This is a genomic window from Bradyrhizobium sp. USDA 4449 (assembly GCF_054056275.1).
Genome location: NZ_JBSRYD010000001.1, coordinates 5,827,120 through 5,843,082, shown reverse-complemented (window position 1 = coordinate 5,843,082; position 15,963 = coordinate 5,827,120). Strand labels below are relative to the sequence as shown.

At 62.0% G+C, this 15,963-nt stretch carries 16 protein-coding genes and 1 pseudogene; 8 read left to right on the top strand and 9 right to left on the bottom strand.

Annotated elements, in window-relative coordinates:
• Positions 1-39 precede the first annotated feature (39 nt).
• The 3 genes from ACVIIW_RS27370 (at position 40) to ACVIIW_RS27360 (ending at position 3,863) form a co-directional block, all read left to right on the top strand.
• On the top strand, positions 40-1,752 hold the full coding sequence (locus ACVIIW_RS27370; protein ID WP_456703583.1) for a type I secretion system permease/ATPase: 1,713 nt from the start codon (positions 40-42) through the stop codon (positions 1,750-1,752).
• 10 nt (positions 1,753-1,762) lie between these two features.
• Complete coding sequence (locus ACVIIW_RS27365; protein ID WP_456703582.1) at positions 1,763-3,133, top strand: HlyD family type I secretion periplasmic adaptor subunit; 1,371 nt, start codon at positions 1,763-1,765, stop codon at positions 3,131-3,133.
• A gap of 517 nt (positions 3,134-3,650) precedes the next feature.
• Positions 3,651-3,863, top strand: coding sequence for a hypothetical protein (locus ACVIIW_RS27360; RefSeq protein ID WP_456703581.1), 213 nt, complete (start codon positions 3,651-3,653; stop codon positions 3,861-3,863).
• Positions 3,864-4,362: 499 nt separating this feature from the next.
• On the opposite strand, the pseudogene ACVIIW_RS27355 reads toward ACVIIW_RS27360, so the two are convergent.
• The 5 genes and pseudogenes from ACVIIW_RS27355 to tnpA form a co-directional block, all read right to left on the bottom strand.
• Positions 4,363-4,666, bottom strand: a pseudogene (locus ACVIIW_RS27355) (IS5/IS1182 family transposase); the annotation flags it as partial.
• Positions 4,667-4,788: 122 nt separating this feature from the next.
• Positions 4,789-5,160, bottom strand: a complete 372-nt coding sequence (locus tag ACVIIW_RS27350; RefSeq protein WP_456703580.1) for a DUF3024 domain-containing protein — start codon at positions 5,158-5,160, stop codon at positions 4,789-4,791.
• Between the two features lie 11 nt (positions 5,161-5,171).
• A complete protein-coding gene (gene tnpC / locus ACVIIW_RS27345) occupies positions 5,172-6,749 on the bottom strand; it encodes an IS66 family transposase (RefSeq protein ID WP_456703579.1) in 1,578 nt (525 codons plus the stop codon).
• A gap of 73 nt (positions 6,750-6,822) precedes the next feature.
• A complete protein-coding gene (tnpB, locus tag ACVIIW_RS27340) occupies positions 6,823-7,170 on the bottom strand; it encodes an IS66 family insertion sequence element accessory protein TnpB (RefSeq protein WP_456701659.1) in 348 nt (115 codons plus the stop codon).
• On the bottom strand, positions 7,167-7,577 hold the full coding sequence (tnpA, locus tag ACVIIW_RS27335) for an IS66-like element accessory protein TnpA (protein WP_456701658.1): 411 nt from the start codon (positions 7,575-7,577) through the stop codon (positions 7,167-7,169). Before tnpA ends, tnpB begins: the two co-directional genes overlap by 4 nt.
• 157 nt (positions 7,578-7,734) lie before the next feature.
• On the opposite strand from tnpA, the gene ACVIIW_RS27330 reads away from it, so the two are divergent.
• Complete coding sequence (locus ACVIIW_RS27330) at positions 7,735-8,250, top strand: GNAT family N-acetyltransferase (RefSeq protein WP_456703578.1); 516 nt, start codon at positions 7,735-7,737, stop codon at positions 8,248-8,250.
• 608 nt (positions 8,251-8,858) lie between these two features.
• Here ACVIIW_RS27330 and ACVIIW_RS27325 read toward each other — a convergent pair.
• Positions 8,859-9,083 (bottom strand): hypothetical protein, encoded by a 225-nt coding sequence (locus ACVIIW_RS27325; protein WP_456703577.1) that lies wholly within the window; start codon positions 9,081-9,083, stop codon positions 8,859-8,861.
• 488 nt (positions 9,084-9,571) lie between these two features.
• Here ACVIIW_RS27325 and ACVIIW_RS27320 point away from each other — a divergent pair, with 488 nt between their 5' ends.
• A complete protein-coding gene (locus tag ACVIIW_RS27320; RefSeq protein WP_456703576.1) occupies positions 9,572-10,315 on the top strand; it encodes a DUF7168 domain-containing protein in 744 nt (247 codons plus the stop codon).
• Between the two features lie 196 nt (positions 10,316-10,511).
• Here the strand turns inward: ACVIIW_RS27320 and ACVIIW_RS27315 are convergent, their stop codons facing one another.
• Positions 10,512-11,129: a PilZ domain-containing protein gene (locus ACVIIW_RS27315; RefSeq protein WP_456703575.1), complete on the bottom strand. Its 618-nt coding sequence runs from the start codon at positions 11,127-11,129 to the stop codon at positions 10,512-10,514.
• 529 nt (positions 11,130-11,658) lie between these two features.
• On the opposite strand from ACVIIW_RS27315, the gene ACVIIW_RS27310 reads away from it, so the two are divergent.
• Positions 11,659-11,850 (top strand): hypothetical protein, encoded by a 192-nt coding sequence (locus ACVIIW_RS27310; protein ID WP_456703574.1) that lies wholly within the window; start codon positions 11,659-11,661, stop codon positions 11,848-11,850.
• Positions 11,851-11,937: 87 nt separating this feature from the next.
• On the opposite strand, the gene ACVIIW_RS27305 is transcribed toward ACVIIW_RS27310, so the two are convergent.
• On the bottom strand, positions 11,938-12,504 hold the full coding sequence (locus tag ACVIIW_RS27305; RefSeq protein ID WP_456703573.1) for a TIGR00645 family protein: 567 nt from the start codon (positions 12,502-12,504) through the stop codon (positions 11,938-11,940).
• A gap of 164 nt (positions 12,505-12,668) precedes the next feature.
• Between ACVIIW_RS27305 and ACVIIW_RS27300 the strand changes: the two genes are divergently transcribed.
• Together ACVIIW_RS27300 and ACVIIW_RS27295 are read left to right on the top strand one after the other, a co-directional pair.
• Positions 12,669-12,947 (top strand): hypothetical protein, encoded by a 279-nt coding sequence (locus ACVIIW_RS27300; RefSeq protein ID WP_456703572.1) that lies wholly within the window; start codon positions 12,669-12,671, stop codon positions 12,945-12,947.
• Between the two features lie 952 nt (positions 12,948-13,899).
• Positions 13,900-14,826, top strand: a complete 927-nt coding sequence (locus ACVIIW_RS27295) for a septal ring lytic transglycosylase RlpA family protein (protein ID WP_456703571.1) — start codon at positions 13,900-13,902, stop codon at positions 14,824-14,826.
• A gap of 71 nt (positions 14,827-14,897) precedes the next feature.
• On the opposite strand, the gene ACVIIW_RS27290 is transcribed toward ACVIIW_RS27295, so the two are convergent.
• Positions 14,898-15,857, bottom strand: a complete 960-nt coding sequence (locus ACVIIW_RS27290; protein WP_456703570.1) for an alpha/beta fold hydrolase — start codon at positions 15,855-15,857, stop codon at positions 14,898-14,900.
• Between the last annotated feature and the right edge of the window lie 106 nt (positions 15,858-15,963).

Sequence of the window (15,963 nt, the reverse complement as noted above, 5' to 3'; positions counted from 1 at the left end):
GACTTGTGAATTTCCTTTTGCACAATTGAGGTCAGTGGCTTGAGTAGCGTAGACAAAAGAACAGACGGGTTTGGGCAATTCTTTCGGAGGTCCCGAGGGTATTTCGTCACTGCGGCCATCTTTAGCCTTGCGATCAACCTGCTCTATCTGGCCGGGCCACTCTATATGTTGCAGGTCTATGACCGCGTCATATCGAGCGCCAGCGAGATCACCCTGTTGATGCTCACGATCGCGCTGTTGCTGGCATTTGTCGCGCTCGCTGGCCTCGACGCAGTGCGCGCCCGCGTATTGACGCGCACCAGCATCCGCCTCGATCGCGACATCGCCCCGCGAGTCATGACCGCCATCATTGATCGTTCGGCCAGGCTCGGTGGTGCGCGCAGTCAGTTGCTCCGCGATTTCGACAGCTTCCGGCAGTTCATCACCGGCGCCGGAGTTCATGCCATCTTCGATTTGCCATGGTCGCCGATCTATATCGCGGTGATTTTTTGTCTGCATCCGTTCCTCGGCGCGTTTGCGCTGGCGTGCGCGATCGTTCTGGTCATGATGGCTTTTCTCAATGAATGGATCGTCAAGCCGCCGCTCGCGGAAGCCAACGACGCAGCCAGCCGCAATTACAGTTTCACCGAGATGAGCTTGCGCAACACCGAGGTGGTGCGCGCGATGGGGATGACCGCTGGTCTGTTGAGGCGCTGGAGCCGGGACCGCGATCGCATGCTTGAGCGCCAGGTTGCCGCAAGCGACCGCGCGGCTGCGATGCAGAGCCTGATCCGTCTCCTGCGGCTTGCGATGCAATCCCTGATCCTCGGTCTTGGCGCCTATCTCGTCATCGAACGGCTGACGACCGCCGGAGCGATGTTTGCCGCCAGCATTCTGCTTGGCCGCGCGTTGCAACCGATCGAGCAGATCGTCGGATCATGGCGCAGCTTGGTTGCCGCCCGCGGCGCATTCCGGCGCGTGCGCGAGGTGCTGTCGGGAAATTCGCCGCGCGAACGTGGATTGATGTTGCCGCGACCCGAAGGTCGCTTGTCGGTCGAAGCGCTCTCCTCTGTTCCGCCAGGCGCTATCAAGCCCGTTCTGCGTGGCGTCACGTTCCGGATCGAGCCGGGGGAGGTGCTGGGCATCATCGGCCCCTCCGGGGCCGGCAAATCCACCCTCGCGCGTCATATCGTGGGCGTGCAAGTACCATCGGCTGGTGCTGTTCGTCTTGACGGCTCCGACGTTTCGACCTGGATCGAATCCTCGCTCGGCCAGCATCTCGGTTACCTGCCGCAGGACATCGAGCTGTTCGCCGATACCGTCGCGGCCAATATCTGCCGCTTCAACCCCGACGAGGACCAGGAGATCATCAAGGCGGCGCGCATGGCCGGGGTGCACGAGATGATCGTACGGCTCCCCCGGGGTTATGACACGGAAGCCGGAGAAGGCGGTGCGGTCCTGTCTGGCGGCTATCGCCAGCGCATCGGTCTTGCCCGCGCCGTCTATGGCAATCCCAGCCTGGTTGTGCTGGATGAGCCGAGCTCAAATCTTGATGCGGAGGGCGATGCCGCGCTGGCCGACTGCATCATGGAGCTGAAGAAGCGCGGAACGACGGTGATCATCATTTCTCATAGGCCTGTGACCATCAGCGTAGTCGACAAAATACTGGTGCTGCGCGAAGGCGTGGCCGAAATGTTTGGACCGCGGAGCGAAATCCTGCCTCGACTGACGCGGCCGGTACCGGTCCATGCCGTCCAGGGAGCGGCAAGCTAGGACATTTGAGATGGCAATATTGGATGTTGCAACTCGAACCGGGCGTCCAGGTGCGGTCCCGAACCGGGCCCGCGACAACGCGAGCGCCGGCGAACTGAACGATTCAATCGGTCGTGTAGCGTTCGCGGGATGGCTGATTATTGCTTTGTTTTTCGGCGGCATTGGTACGTGGGCGCTGACCGCACCGCTCGACGGCGCCGTGGTCGCCAACGCCGTCGTCAAGGTCGACGGCAACCGCAAGAGCGTCCAGCACCTCGACGGCGGCATCATCAAGGAACTGCACGTCAAGGAGGGCGAGCGTGTGCTCGCAGGTGATCTCCTGATCGTGCTCGACGAGACGCAGGCGCGGGCCGAGTATGATGTGCTGACCCAGGAATATGCCGTGCTTCGCGCAACCGAGGTGCGGCTATTGACCGAGCTCGGTCACGGATCCCAGCTCGTCATGCCGAACGATCTCAAGGCACGGTCCGACGATCCGTACCTGAAGAGCGTCTGGAATGGCCAGGTCAGCCAGTTCGAAAGCCGCCGCGCGGCGCTTGAAGGCCAGCGCAGCGTGATCCGGGAAAAGATCAATCAGCTCGGTTCGCAAATTATTGGCTCGAAGGCACAAGTCAAATCATTTACGGATCAGATCAACTCGGTCCGCAGTGAGGCCAAGGACATTGCGCCACTCGTGGAGCGCGGCTTGATCGCACGGCCGCGAATTCTGCAACTCGAGCGCACGGCCTACGGTCTGGAGGGCCAGATCGCTGATACCGACGCCAATATCGCCAAGGCTCGCCAGGCGATTTCCGAGCAGGAGCAACAGACCGCCCAGCTCGACAACGATCGCATGACTGAAGTTACCAAGGATTTGCGTGATACCCAGGCCAGACTGCTGGAGGTAATCCCGAAGGCGTTGAGCGCCAAGGCCGTGTTGGGCCGCATGGAGATCCGGGCGCCCTATACCGGACGGGTCGTGGGACTGAACGTGTTCTCGGTGGGCGGCGTGATCCAGCGCGGCGACAAGATTCTGGACATCGTGCCCGACGAGGACTCACTCACCATCGAGGCCCAGGTCGCGGTGGACGACATCAGCGACGTGCATCCGCGCACGCGCGCCGAGGTCCATCTCACGGCCTACAAGCAGCGTATCGTGCCGATCATTCATGGCGACGTCATTCAGGTCTCGGCGGATCGTTTGACTGATCCCAAGACCAACAGCCCGTACTACACGGCCTTTGTCCGCATCGATCAGGACGAGCTGGCGGCCATGCCCAATATCCGGCTCTATCCCGGCATGCCCGCAACGGTCATGATTCCGACCGCGCAACGCACCGCATTTGAATACCTCGTCGGCCCGCTGGTGATGTCATTCAACCAGTCGTTCCGGCAGAGATGAGAGGCTGCCGGAGCAGAATTCATGGCCTCCATTTCGTCCACTGCCAGGACCCCGACCTGGCACTGCACTGGATGTAAGTCCCGGAAGAGATCGAGGGCAGGGAGGTTCGAGCGCGGCAGGCGATGGCTGAGAACTACGGTCGCAACAATACGACACATCCCGTAGCTAGGACCGTAGATGAGTTTGCAGCGCAGGCGGAAAAGGTGAGCGATTCCGGCAGATTTGACAGGACGCTCCTTCCGCCAGAAAAACAGAAAAATCAGGTGGTTAGCTGGAATATGAGGATCCAGCGCACAAACGAACGTACAGCGGTTTGAGGCAGCCTGTGGTCGGTCTCTGGATCGTCGGTGGCCTGTCGCTTCTGCTCGTGCTCGCTTTCGTCGGCTTGGTCGCGCCGGCCGCCGAGGTCGATAGTTTCGGTGACTCCGGCACTATCGATTAGCGGTGGCTCGGCAGCGTTCCGAGCCGCTAGGAATCGTCAATTTGACTCTCGGCTGCGCCGGGTTTCGATGCCGGTATGACTGTCCGCCTGATCAAGCACGAAACGGTGCCCGGTACTGGAAGCTTCGAGGTGCGCTTCGCTGATGGGCGCCGGAGCATGTACCTCTACTTTGACGACCTGCCGTCGCGACGGCTGCGTCCAGGGCAGGTGCCTCGCGAGGAAGCATTTGATCGGGCGAGGATGTTCGCCCGGATCATGCGTGGGATCATCGAAGGCTGGGCGAATTAGCTTGGTGCGTGGTTGGAGCCTACCGAGCACCCGTAATTTCCCGGGGCAGGCCCTTCTGCGTGAACTGGCGGCCTGTCATAAATCTATGGCATGACCATTGCATATTCGAAAGGGACTGGGATTTCAGTGCCCAGTCTTGAAAACCAGGACGCTGCCGGGGGGACAGGGATTTCGAGCCCGGCAGCGCCCCTGCTTTCAACGATGCTCCTCCGGCATCAAGACGCTGTAGAGATTCGCGAGCCAGAGGCTGCCCTTGATCGCCCAGCAGGCGAGCGTGACGCGCGCCTCGCAGGACCAAGAGCCGGACGGGGCGCATCCTAGACGCTTCTTCATCAGTCGAGGCGCGCGTTGATCTCCAGCACGACCTGATGCATTGCGTCGATGCAGGTATCCGCGTCCCGTCCGGCCGACATGCGGCTCCCGCTGCAAGCTCTCGCGGAAGAGAGAGCAGCGCTACGCGGTAAACTAGAAATCCTGCAGTCCCAAATCGGCGTGGTGTCTAGGGCGTGGACTCATAAGTGCGCGCGCCACAGCCTGATGGACGCGAGTTGAAACGAAGGCGAGGTAGTTGGCGGCAAGCTTATCGTAACGCGTCGCCACCTGACGACACTGCTTGATCCTGTGTTTCGGCGGGATGTTGGCCCACGCTCTCTGATCCAGTCCGCATCATAGCGACGGCCGGCAAGCAGCATTGACCGAGACTTGAGACGGGACAGCAGCTTTCCGGCAAGTCGAACGTCGTGGGCCTCACCGGGGCTCAGCGCCAGCCGTACCGGCAGACCAATGCCATCGACCACCGCATGATTTTGCGCCCTGTTCGGGAGTTTGAATCACATGGGTTTGGTCAAACGCAACGCGTCCGCCCGGATGAATCGGCTCCGTCCGGCGAGGACCCCGGGCAGCTGAGCTTGCGGAGTTCCGGTGTTTAAGGTGGATGGAGCAATCCGTCAGATCTTAGGGTGTCAATCGCTTCGTCGAGGGTGAGGCCGCGATGCCGGCAGAACCACTCTCCAGTGTGCCGGTGCCACTGGATATCGAAGCGGTTGCGGCTGATCCAGTCGAGGCGAGCGAAGGGGGCGTCAAACTCTTCGCCGAGACTCTCGGGGAAGCCGGAGCGGTAGCGTTGAACGAAGCGATATTTGGTGCCGTGCCACTTTCCCAGGATATCGATGGGGTAGTTGAACTGCGTCGGTCGGATAGTGGGCAGGAAGCGGGGCTTCAGAAAGTCGTCGATCAGCTGCTGGCAGGCGGCCGTCACCGCCGATTTATCTGCCGCGGACAGACCGCTTGCTCTCATGTGTCCTCGGCTCACGCTGCTTCGATATGGCTCGGCATTGGCTTTCGCCAATTCCACGGCAGAAGCTCATCCAGCCTCTGGATAGCATGATCATTGATGCGCGCGAGCACGTCGGCGAGCCAAGCCTGTGGATCGATGTCGTTGAGTTTGCAGGTAGCAACAAGGGTGTAGATGGCCGCCGCTCGCCGGCCGCCCTCATCGGAGCCGGCGAAGGTCCAATTTTTTCGTCCCACGGCGACCGCCCGTAGCTCACGCTCGGCAGCATTGTTCGACATGCAAAGCCGTCCGTCATCAAGGAAGCGGGTAAATGCATCCCGGCGGCTGAGGCAGTAATTGATCGCCTTGGTCGTGTCGTTGTTCCTGGAGAGCTTGGCGCGCTGCTCGCGCAACCACGCCTCCAGCTCGACGATCAGAGGGCGGCTACGCTCCTGGCGCACACGCAAACGTTCCTGCGCAGCAAGACCGTTGATCTCGCGCTCGATAGCGAACAGGACATCGGTGCGCTTGACCGCCTCCGCCGCGATCGGCGCCTTGGTGAGCCGCGCGAGGTCAAAGAACTTGCGCCTGCCGTGCGCCCAGCACGCGGCCTCGATGATCGGGCCGCCCTTGCGATTGGTCTCGTAGAGCCTGCCAAAGCCGGCGTAGGCGTCGGCCTGCATCAGTCCGGCATAACCCGCCAGATGTTGCTCCGGATGCGCACCGCCACGATCGGGCGAGTAGAAGAACACGGCCGCCGGCGGATCTGGGCCGGCAAACGGACGGTCGTCGCGAACGTAGGTCCATAGCCGGCCGGTCCGGGTCTTGCCCTTGGCAAGGACCGGCACCGTGGTGTCATCCGCGTGGATGCGCTCGGCTGCGAAGACATGGCTCCGGATCGCATCGACCAGAGGCATCAGGGTTGCCGCGGAGGCACCTACCCAGTCCGCGAGCGTCGATAAGTCAAGGTCGATGCCTTCACGCTTGTAGACGTCGCTCTGACGATGAAGCGGTAGGTGCAGGCCGTACTTGGCGAACAGGACATGGGCCAGCAGCTTTGGCCCTGCACGCCCGCGCGCAATCGGATGCGAAGGAGCCGGCGGCTGGGTGATCGCTTCGCAGGCCCGGCAGACGAGCTTCTCGCGCACGTGCTGGATCACCTTCCACTGTCGCGGAACGAGCTCCAGCGTCTCGGTCACGTCCTCGCCAATCTTGCGCAATCGGCTGTCGCCGCAGCATGGGCAGGTGGTCGGCACGGGATAGACAATGCGCTCCCGCGGCAAATGCTCCGGCAGCGGCCGGCGGGCTGGCTTGCGGCGCTCGAACGATGGCACCGCAATCTTCTCGGCTGCCATCTGCGCCGCGGTCTCAGCTTGAGCCGCGTTCTCCTCCAGGTCGGCGAGTTGTAGCTCGAGCTGGTCCAGCAATGCGCCTCGCTCGGAGGACTGTCCGAACTGCTCGTGCCGCAGCTTCTTGATCGTGAGCTTGAGCTTCTCGATCAGCAATGTTCCCGCCTGGGCTTCGGCTTGCGCGGCCAACCGGGCCGCTCGCTCGGCGCGCAGCATCGCCTGCAGCGTGGTCACATCGTGGGGAAGAGAATCATCGGCACTCATCGACGACCAGAGAATCACAAGACGCGATCTCTGTCCGAACCGCTGATCCTGTCACCGATTCAAATCCCAGCGATCAACCAGCCGCCTGTGGTCGCCAGGTCTGTTGCGGCATCCGCCAGTCGATGCCCTCCAGCAGGTAGCCAAGCTGGGCTGGGGTGATTGTCACCACGCCATCAGCCGACGACGGCCACAGGAAGCGGCCGCGCTCCAGCCGCTTGGCGTAGAGCGACATGCCCAGTCCATCGTGCCAAAGGATCTTGATTAGCTTGCCGCTCCTGCCACGGAACACATAGAGGTCGCCGCCGTGCGGGTCTCGCTTGAAGGCTTCCTGCACCAGCAAGCCCAGCGAGTTCATGCCGCGGCGCATATCGGTGTGGCCGGTCGCAATCCACACCCGCACGCTCGACGCAATCGGGATCACCGCGGCCGTCCATCTGCCAGTGCCGCCACGGCGGCCTTCAGCGTCGCCGCGTCGACCGCGCCCGTGATCCGCATCCGAGCCCCGGCCGCAAACTCGATCTCGATCGACCCGCCGCTGCTGGCCGGCGCGACTGGACAGGGCGTCGGTCCTGCTTCCGCGACCACCATCGCAGGTACGAAGCCAGGTGGATCGGCGGCATCCTTCGGCTCAGGCCGAAACGAGCGTCGCCATCGCAGCAGCAATGAGCGCGAAACGCCATACCGCCGCGCTGTTGCCGCGACCTGACGCGGCGACTGTAAGCTCTCAAGGACGATCTTGAGCTTCTCATCCTCGGACCAGCGCCGTCGCCGGCCCGTGTCCACCACCTCAAGCCGTTCGACTTGGGCACTGCGCCTATCACTGTCCATAAGGACAGTACTCAACAACACGCCTCATTCGGCAAGGCGGCCTTCACCGGACGGATACGATGAATCCAGCCACCTGCCACTTGCCAATGGTCGAGCGCCTGCAATATTTTCAATTTCCGATTTAGTGGAGCACCGCTGTTCGTTCGCAGAGGCACCAATGGCAGTCACCGTTCGTCCAATGACTTTGCAGGAAACCACACTGATCATTGAGTACTTCCACGCAGCAACGCCAGAGCACTTGGAAATGCTCGGGGTCGATCCGACGCGACTGCCGCCCGCGTCACAATGGAAACGACTCTATGAGCAGATGTTCGACCATCCTGTCGAGCAGAGAGGCAGCGTCTTGGTAAGTTGGCTTAGCGATGACACGTTTTTTGGGTTCTCGACTGCTGACAAGATCCGCGTTGGCCAGCAAGCAAATATGCACCTTCACATCACGGATCCCTCACTGCGCAATCAAGGGATCGGCGTAGATTGTGTCAGGCAGACCGTCGAACTCTATTTTCAGAGTCTAAAGCTGAAGCAGCTCTTCTGTGAGCCCAATGCCTTCAATGTGGCACCGAACCGCGCTCTACAAAAGGCAGGGTTCAAGTACGTTAAGACGCACATGACCGTTCCAGGTCCTCTTAATTTTCATCAAGCAGTGAATCGCTGGATGATAGATAGAGGCTGAGGCGTCTCGGACCGCTGTCGACGAGTCTATGAGTACGCGCCCTGGATTTCTAGCGGTCCAAACCACCAACGCTCCAGCCCCGCAAAACAACAGCGATGCGCAGGTCAAGGCTGATGGCGGGCAAACCTCTTTTGGCGGGCAAACCTCTTTGCTTAGCTGAGATCGCTCGAGGTCGCACTGAAGCCGTGGCGTTCGCCCATGAATGCGGCGCCGTGACATTGCCGATCACGCTGGCCGCCGTTGCTGCCGGATGCCCCTGCGCCAGCTCGAACGGGCCGGGATCGCCCCACTGCGGGCGAGGTGGAATGGTTTGGTTCGAGCGACTGACAGGGTCGGATCAGCAAGGCCCACAGTGTGATCCCCCGCGAAATATCTTTGATTGCCCCGGCCAAACCGCGTCGATGCCGAGCGGCTCAGTATCAGCAACAAACCGCGCAACAAGGCCGGTCTCAGGAGCATCGACACTTTCGCGAGAGCGACTACGCCGACACGCGCATCGGGATCAGGATGTAGCTCGTGGCGACTGCAGAAGGCTTGGAAGAGGCGCGCGGATTTACGCAATTCGCGCGCCTTTGGGACCGTTCACGACGACTGAGGTCAGAAGCAGTTCACAGCGGCCTCCAGCGACGCGGATGGTGGTGGTAGTAATCGTAGTCGCGGTCGCAGTCATCGTAGCCATAGTAGCCGGGTCCGCCGAGGACGATGGTTACACCACTCCGATGGCCGCCGCCGTGGTAGCCGCCGAACTCATAGGCGGAGGCGGAGGTTGGGGCCAGAGCAGCGGCACCCAAGGAAACTGCGGCAACTGCAATAACCGAAAATTTGCGCAACATGGATTGATTCCTCTCTGTCAGGTTTGGTGGAAGCCCTTGCTTCAACATGGCTCCTGGGGCAAGCGGAGCGATGAATTGATATCGCGCCAGAGCCAGTAAACTCTGTGAGACGCGCCACACATTGCTTTGCGAAAGCGAGTTGCCCTGTCGGATCGGCGAAACAGGTCGGCGAGATGAACAGATCGCGGACGATCAAGATTACCGAGCGAAGTTTCGTTCAAACAGAAATTGGAGCGTGACGTGCAGGCTTTTGACGCGCTGGGGTGACAAGGTCCCCGGCTTCAATCGAAAGGCTCTTCGCGATGTTGGCGATGAGGTGACCGTTGCAAACACCGTAGCAATTGTCGCCAAAACGGAGAAAGTGCGAGTAAGATCATTCCGCCAGTCGAAAACGGAAAGTCGAACCCATGTGTCCGGTACGTTCTGTCACCTATCTTTCGGGTCGCTCAACGAGCCCGGCCCGGATCCGCCGATCGAGCAGGTGATCGGTGGATCAGGCGTTTAATCCGGCCGGGCTCGACAAGCTGAAGCTCCGCATTCAGGCGTTGCGCGCCAAGACGATCGCCAATGGCTGCACCGAGGACGAGGCGCTGTCTGCCGCCGCCAAGGTCGCCGAACTATTGGATCGCCACGAGTTGTCGCTTTCTGACGTCGAGCTGCGCGCCTCGTCGTGCGAGCGGCGGGTCTTTGAGACCCATCGCAAGAAGCGAATTCCTCTGGACGACTGTATCGGCGCGATCGCCCATTTCTGCGATTGTCGGGTCTGGCGCGAGAAGAACGCGGCCGGCGAGAGCAGCTACGTGTTCTTTGGCCTCGGCGCGGATGTCGAGGTCGCCCATTACCTGGCCGAATTGATTGACGGCGCCGTGCGCGCCGAACTTGGCCGCTTCAAGACCTCGATCGACTACAGCAGGTTCCGGCACCAGCAGCGGCATCTGGCCAATGCCTCCTTCGCGCTCGGGATGGTGGTGTCCATCGCCGGCAGGCTGCTGGCGATCAAGGCAAGCCGCGATCAGGTCAACGAAGGCACCGGCCGCGAGCTGGTGGTTCTCAAGACCTCGGTGGTCGATGCGGAATTCGACAAGCTCGGCCTCAAGCTCCGGACCCAGCGGAGCTCTGGCCGGATGGTCTCGACGACGGCCTATGACGCCGGAGGCGCCGCCGGCACGGCGCTGCCGATCAACCCAGGCGTTGGCAAGTCGCAGTCACGGAACAGTCGAAAAGAGATTTAAACGCGTCAGCATTCGTCCAGCCGGCTCGAACCTCAAGCCGATGCAATCGGGGACATCCAAATCTTTGTTGCGCAATCAGGACACGCAGCATCGCATAATCCACATCTCACCGGAGGGGTGCGGCCCTGCACCCGACGGATACGATGATTCCGCAATCTACTGTGGAAAAACCCGCAAGCCGAAAGAACCCGGGTCTTCAACTCACCAGCGTTTCGCCCCGTCGCGCTCTCTTCGAGGCGCGGCCCCGGTTGATGAATTGGACGCCGACGAACTCACCATTGACCCAGGCGAGTTCGCAGTGTCGGTAAGCCAGACCCATCGGTGACAACACAAGAAAAAATTCCTTCTGGCCGATATCCGTCACCGCACCGTCGATCACCAGCTTTGCGCCCGTTTCAGAGACGTCGTGGATCTTGCAGCCGCGCTGCCAGGTACCGTCGATCGCCATCAAGCGCGCTTCGATCGGTCGTTCGAACGCGACGCGCTTGTCCTTTGGTTGTTCTCCCTCACTCATCGACCGTCCCACCTTGGCCACCGAGCAGGCCGTTCTGACTAGAGAAGAATCCTTGATCTTCGGTGAATGGCGTGGAGCGAATACGCCTGCTGTGTTCCCTTCCGGTAAGCAAGGGGTCGGCAGTGTTTCATCGCCGAGCGAAGTCGGAATCGCGTTGTTTGAGTCCGTCGAGACGCAACCGCGGGTGGGGCGCCTTGAATAGCTCCAACTGCAGCGTTCTTTTGTCCCGGATCGGCTTAGCCAGGGCTTTTTAAAAACGACGAAGGCCGCAGCGAACTCACCCGCTGCGGCCCGCGCCACTTGCAAATCGACCGGGTGAAAGAAGCTAGTGAAGTATGGAGCCAGCCCCGGTTTGCCGAATCTTCCCGGTGATCCCGGTTCCCGCCACAACAAATGTGAATCGAGGTGTCTTAGTTCTGAGATTCTGAATTGCCGAATGGTCCCGGGCATTTCCGGGGCCGGTCCGATGTGGCCAATTCAGTGCATCGTCAGGACTGGAGTACGAGGTAGGCATCGGTCGCAACGTCCAGGCTCGCCGGTCCCCGGGGCGGCGGCGCGTTCGCTAAGGCGATGATGATTGATTTCGGAATTATCGTATTGTGCGCCTGTTTTGCCCGACGGGTCAAGAGGCCTTTGCGGGACAAGCCGGTTCGTCCTCGATCCGACGTGGCCTACTGTGCATGGGGTTGTTTTCGCGATGTGGCGCGTGGCGGTCTGCGATGGCACCGGCCGAGCGCCCAAGCGCCTGAATGGTCAGGGATTTGTGTTGACCGGTCCCCCATGCGGACCACCGGGCGGAACCTTTTCCTCACCGCCGCGTTACCTCGGCATGACTGAAGACCTTTCCTTCCGACGTAAACCCCTGACCCCCGAACAGCGCCAGGCGCGCGATGCGGCGCGCCGCCTCGAGGCCGAAAAGGCCATGCGCGACCATGAGGAAGCGCAGAAGGCGTTTTACGCCAATCGCGAACGGCTCAAGGCCGAGCGGCTGGCCCGTGAGGCGGCCGCAGGCAAAGACTGACTTCTCAATACGTGCCGCTTCAGTGCCGGCCGGTGGACGCCCGCGTCAGCCCCCTTGCGCGTGACGAGGCGAAAGGCGAGCGGTTGATCACTCTGTCTGCCTGCGCGCCGTCATGTCGCTGAACCTGTCGACAAAGGCTATTCCGATCGCCGAGACGATAAAGGTGAGGTGGATCAGCACCTGCCACATCACGCCGCTCTCGGTGAAGCTGGCGCGGCTCGAGCCGAGATTGCCGGCCTCGATGAAGGTGCGCAGCAGCGCGATCGAGGAGATGCCGATGATGGCCATCGCAAGCTTAATCTTGAGCACGCTGGCGTTGACGTGGCCGAGCCATTCCGGCTCGTCGGGGTGGCCCTGGAGATCGAGCCGGGACACGAAGGTCTCGTAGCCGCCGACGATCACCATCACCAGGAGATTTGAGATCATCACGACATCGATCAGCGCCAGCACGCTCATCATGATCTCCTGCTCGGTCAGATCGAGCACATGCGAGGAGAGGTGCCAGAGCTCCTTCAGGAACAGCGCGATGTAGACGCATTGCGCCACGATCAGCCCGAGATAGAGCGGCAATTGCAGCCAGCGCGAACCGAAGATGATCATCGGTAACAGCCCGAGCCGCGGGCGGCGTCCGGTGGGTTCAAGCTCTGCCGACATTCACATTGCATCCGCGCGTTGAGATCGTCTCGTCATCATGTACCCCGCCAAGCTGGCCGGTGGAAGACACGCCGCCCGGTTCATCGGGTGTGGATCGCGCCGTCTCATGCTAACGTGCATGACGGCCGCCTCCGGGGGTGGCGGGGATCGGGAGGCCGATAGTTATGCGCAGTGGCTTTGGCCGATGGCTCGGGCACATCGTACTTGCAAGTGCGGTGGGCGGCGCCACTGCGGTATTGGCGACCCCGCTGACGCCCTTCCGCAATGAGGCGCAAGCGCAGCGCCATTGCCCAGGCGACAAGGTGGTGTGGCTGGATTTCAGGAAGAGCGTCTATTACCGCAAAGGGCAGAAGCTCTACGGCCAGGGATTTGATGGCAGCTTCGTCTGCCTGTCCGAAGCGCGTGACAGCCTGTACCGGAGCTCGCCGTTGGGCTTGCGCTGAGCCCCCGTGGTCAAGCGCCGCTATTTCTGGTTCGGCAGCGTCACGGGGACGTGGGCGGAGCTGCTGATCACCCGGGGGCTTCCGTCGGGGTAGGTCCGGCTGCTTCGGATCAGCGACCCCAGGACCAGTAGAAATTTTTCGGCGAGCATGTGCGTCACCTGCGTTGGCGTGGCCTCTTGAAATTAGGTCGAGGCGCCGAACGCGGAAATTCAATCAACTCAACGGGAGCGGGGTGATTCGGCGTGCTGCGCCGCAGACGCGCGGCGCTCTGAAAATTCGAAACGGGTGGCGTGAGATCAGCCGAAGGCCAGGGCGACGAGGCTCGAGCAGAGCAGCACGAGGCCGCCTGCGGTCAGTGCCAGAAAGCCATCGGATACGAAGTCATGTTTGCGCATGGGACACCTGCTGCTCTCGCCTTCGATGCTCGATCGGATTGATTAAAATTGCCCGAACGTACCGCCTTGAAGAGGTGACGCAATGTCAACCGCGCGAGCGCCGTCAGGCCCTCGTGCGGTAGCCTTCAAACGCATGGGCCAGGAAGATTCCCGCGCTTACCAGACCCATCAGTGCCGAAACCGTCTCGATCATCGTTAAATTCCAATCCCGCCCCTGCACGCGAGAAAACGCGCGCGGCCTTGCACAGTCAAAAGAATTCCCGTGAAGCCGACGATATCGGGGGGGGAGTGAGGTTTTGGCGCAACAGCTTGTGCGGGACTGGCACATCAGAGGCGGCTGAGAGGCCATTGCGCCCCATTTATCAACGAGAATGCCGAACGTCCTGTTTACCATGCCGACGCGAACGTTGTGGGCTCCCCATTTCCGCCGTGTTCGGGTTGCGTTATCGTTACCGTCTCCGAGACGGTGGTGGGCCGCCTCGGGCTTGAGGACCGGAAGGCGATTCCCGTGTGCAAGCGGGTTGGGGCCGTCTCCGGGGAAATGGTATTTGGGGCGAATGGGGATCCGACGATCAGATTCGGTGGTGCGGGCTGCGCGGGGCGTTGCGGTGGTGGCCGGTTGCCTTGCGCTTGCCAATTGCGCCTCGTCCAACAAGTTCGCCAGCCGGGTGGATCCCAAATACGGCGTGTCGTCGAGCCCACGGGTCGTTGGCTTCGGCGAACCCGTCCCCAAGGGCGGCGGCACCTATCGCGTCGGAAAGCCTTATGTCGTTGCAGGCCGGACCTACGTACCGGAGGAGGACGTCAATTACCGCGCCGAGGGCACGGCCTCCTGGTATGGCGACGACTTCCATGGTCGCCTGACCGCCAACGGCGAAGTGTTCGACATGAGCTCGCTCACCGCGGCGCATCCCACCCTGCCGATGCCGTCCTATGCGCGGGTGACCAATCTCTCCAATGGCAAGTCGCTGATCGTCCGCGTCAACGACCGCGGGCCCTATCACGGCAACCGCCTCATCGACGTCTCGAACAAAGCCGCCGAACTGCTTGAATTCAAAGGAAATGGTGTTGCCAGGGTCCGCGTCGAATATGTCGGCCGGGCGCCGTTGGAAGGCTCCGACGACCGCCAGCTGATGGCGACCTTGCGCACCGGCGTTCCGGCGCCGTCACCCTCGATGGTCCGGGTCGCTTCGGCCAGGCCGTTCGTGCCGGAGGTGTCATCAAGCCGCGGCGCCTTCAGGGGCGAAGTCCCGATCCCGGAAGGGCGGCCCTACAGCCTTGGCAACACGTCGGCCGACCTCGCCTCGATCGACGCGACGTCCGAGATGTCGGCCTCGAGCCGCAGCCGGGGCCGGGTGCTCCAGAACGCCCGGCAAGTGTCTTATGACGAGAGCGGCCGCTACGCCGGAGATAGCGGTCCGGCGACCTCCGATGACGGCGCAGCCGAGGCACGCAGCATTCTGACCGGCCGCGGCCTGTATTAGGCAAGCCGCGACAGCTTTGCCGAGACCGGGTCTGTGGGCGCCGCCCACACGGCAATGAGGAAGGATCTCGTCTAGCTAGCCTGATGCGCTTCGCGCAAGAACCGCAAAAGCGCGGCATTGACCTCGTCGGGCCGTTCCTGCTGCACCCAATGACCAGCGCCGTCGATGATCAGCTTTCGCGTGAGATTGGGCAGCACGCGCTCCAGATCGTTGACCCGCTTGGCGCCGATCAGGCCGGTGATGACGGCGTCCTGCGCGCCGGCGATGAACAGGGAGGGCTGGTGGATTTGCGCGTCCTGCCAGGGCGCGGTCAGCTCCCAATTGCGGTCGATGTTGCGATACCAATTCAGCCCGCCACGAAACCCGGAAGAGCGGAAGCTCTCGGTGAAATGAGCAAGATCGGCCTCGCTCAGCCACGACGGCAGCGGCTCGTCGGCTGCGGCATGGCCGAGAAAGCCCTTGCCCTCCTGGACGAACATCGCGGCGTTCGGATCGGCAAGTCCGCGGCCGCCGAGCACAATGCGCATGGTGCGGGCGACGTCACGCTCGAACTCGGCCTCGGCGACACCCGGCGTCTGGAAATACTGCCAGTAGAAATTCGTGATGCCGCCCTGGCGCAGCAGCTCGAGCGGCTTACCGCGTCCGCGGAGCGGCGGGGGCACGCTCAGCCCTGCGACGGCCGTGAATATATCCGGGCGGAACAGTGCCGCGTGCCAGGCGACCGGCGCGCCCCAGTCATGGCCGACGACGACGGCTTTGGTCTCGCCGAGCGCCCGGACCAGGCCGACGACGTCGCCGACCAGATCGAAGATCGAATAGGCTGCCACCTCGGGCGGCGCCGCGCTCTGGCCGTAGCCCCGCATGTCGGGGGCCACGACATGAAACCCGGCCGCTGCTAAGGCAGGCATCTGGTGTCGCCACGAGTAGGACAGTTCCGGCCAGCCATGGCACAGCACCACCAGTGGTCCCTGACCGGCCTCGCGGACGAAGAGGTCGATCCCGTTGGCCTTGATCCCTCGGGTCATGGACATCGCTTTTCCGCCTTGTTTCAGGGGTTTGGTTGAAAAACATCAGGTGCCACGATAGGGGCGCAATGAGAATCGTGCAATCTCGGGGGCAGCAACGACCCTCGTGTTG

What these genes read in the sequence shown, in the direction of transcription:
- ACVIIW_RS27295 (WP_456703571.1), top strand. Translation starts at nt 13,900, where the DNA reads ATGGGGATCCGACGATCAGATTCGGTGGTGCGGGCTGCGCGGGGCGTT.
- ACVIIW_RS27325 (WP_456703577.1), bottom strand. Translation starts at nt 9,083, where the DNA reads ATGTTGCGCAAATTTTCGGTTATTGCAGTTGCCGCAGTTTCCTTGGGT.
- ACVIIW_RS27360 (WP_456703581.1), top strand. Translation starts at nt 3,651, where the DNA reads ATGACTGTCCGCCTGATCAAGCACGAAACGGTGCCCGGTACTGGAAGC.
- tnpC (WP_456703579.1), bottom strand. Translation starts at nt 6,749, where the DNA reads ATGAGTGCCGATGATTCTCTTCCCCACGATGTGACCACGCTGCAGGCG.
- ACVIIW_RS27365 (WP_456703582.1), top strand. Translation starts at nt 1,763, where the DNA reads ATGGCAATATTGGATGTTGCAACTCGAACCGGGCGTCCAGGTGCGGTC.
- ACVIIW_RS27305 (WP_456703573.1), bottom strand. Translation starts at nt 12,504, where the DNA reads ATGTCGGCAGAGCTTGAACCCACCGGACGCCGCCCGCGGCTCGGGCTG.
- ACVIIW_RS27300 (WP_456703572.1), top strand. Translation starts at nt 12,669, where the DNA reads ATGCGCAGTGGCTTTGGCCGATGGCTCGGGCACATCGTACTTGCAAGT.
- ACVIIW_RS27350 (WP_456703580.1), bottom strand. Translation starts at nt 5,160, where the DNA reads ATGAGAGCAAGCGGTCTGTCCGCGGCAGATAAATCGGCGGTGACGGCC.
- ACVIIW_RS27330 (WP_456703578.1), top strand. Translation starts at nt 7,735, where the DNA reads ATGGCAGTCACCGTTCGTCCAATGACTTTGCAGGAAACCACACTGATC.
- ACVIIW_RS27290 (WP_456703570.1), bottom strand. Translation starts at nt 15,857, where the DNA reads ATGTCCATGACCCGAGGGATCAAGGCCAACGGGATCGACCTCTTCGTC.
- ACVIIW_RS27310 (WP_456703574.1), top strand. Translation starts at nt 11,659, where the DNA reads ATGACTGAAGACCTTTCCTTCCGACGTAAACCCCTGACCCCCGAACAG.
- tnpA (WP_456701658.1), bottom strand. Translation starts at nt 7,577, where the DNA reads ATGGACAGTGATAGGCGCAGTGCCCAAGTCGAACGGCTTGAGGTGGTG.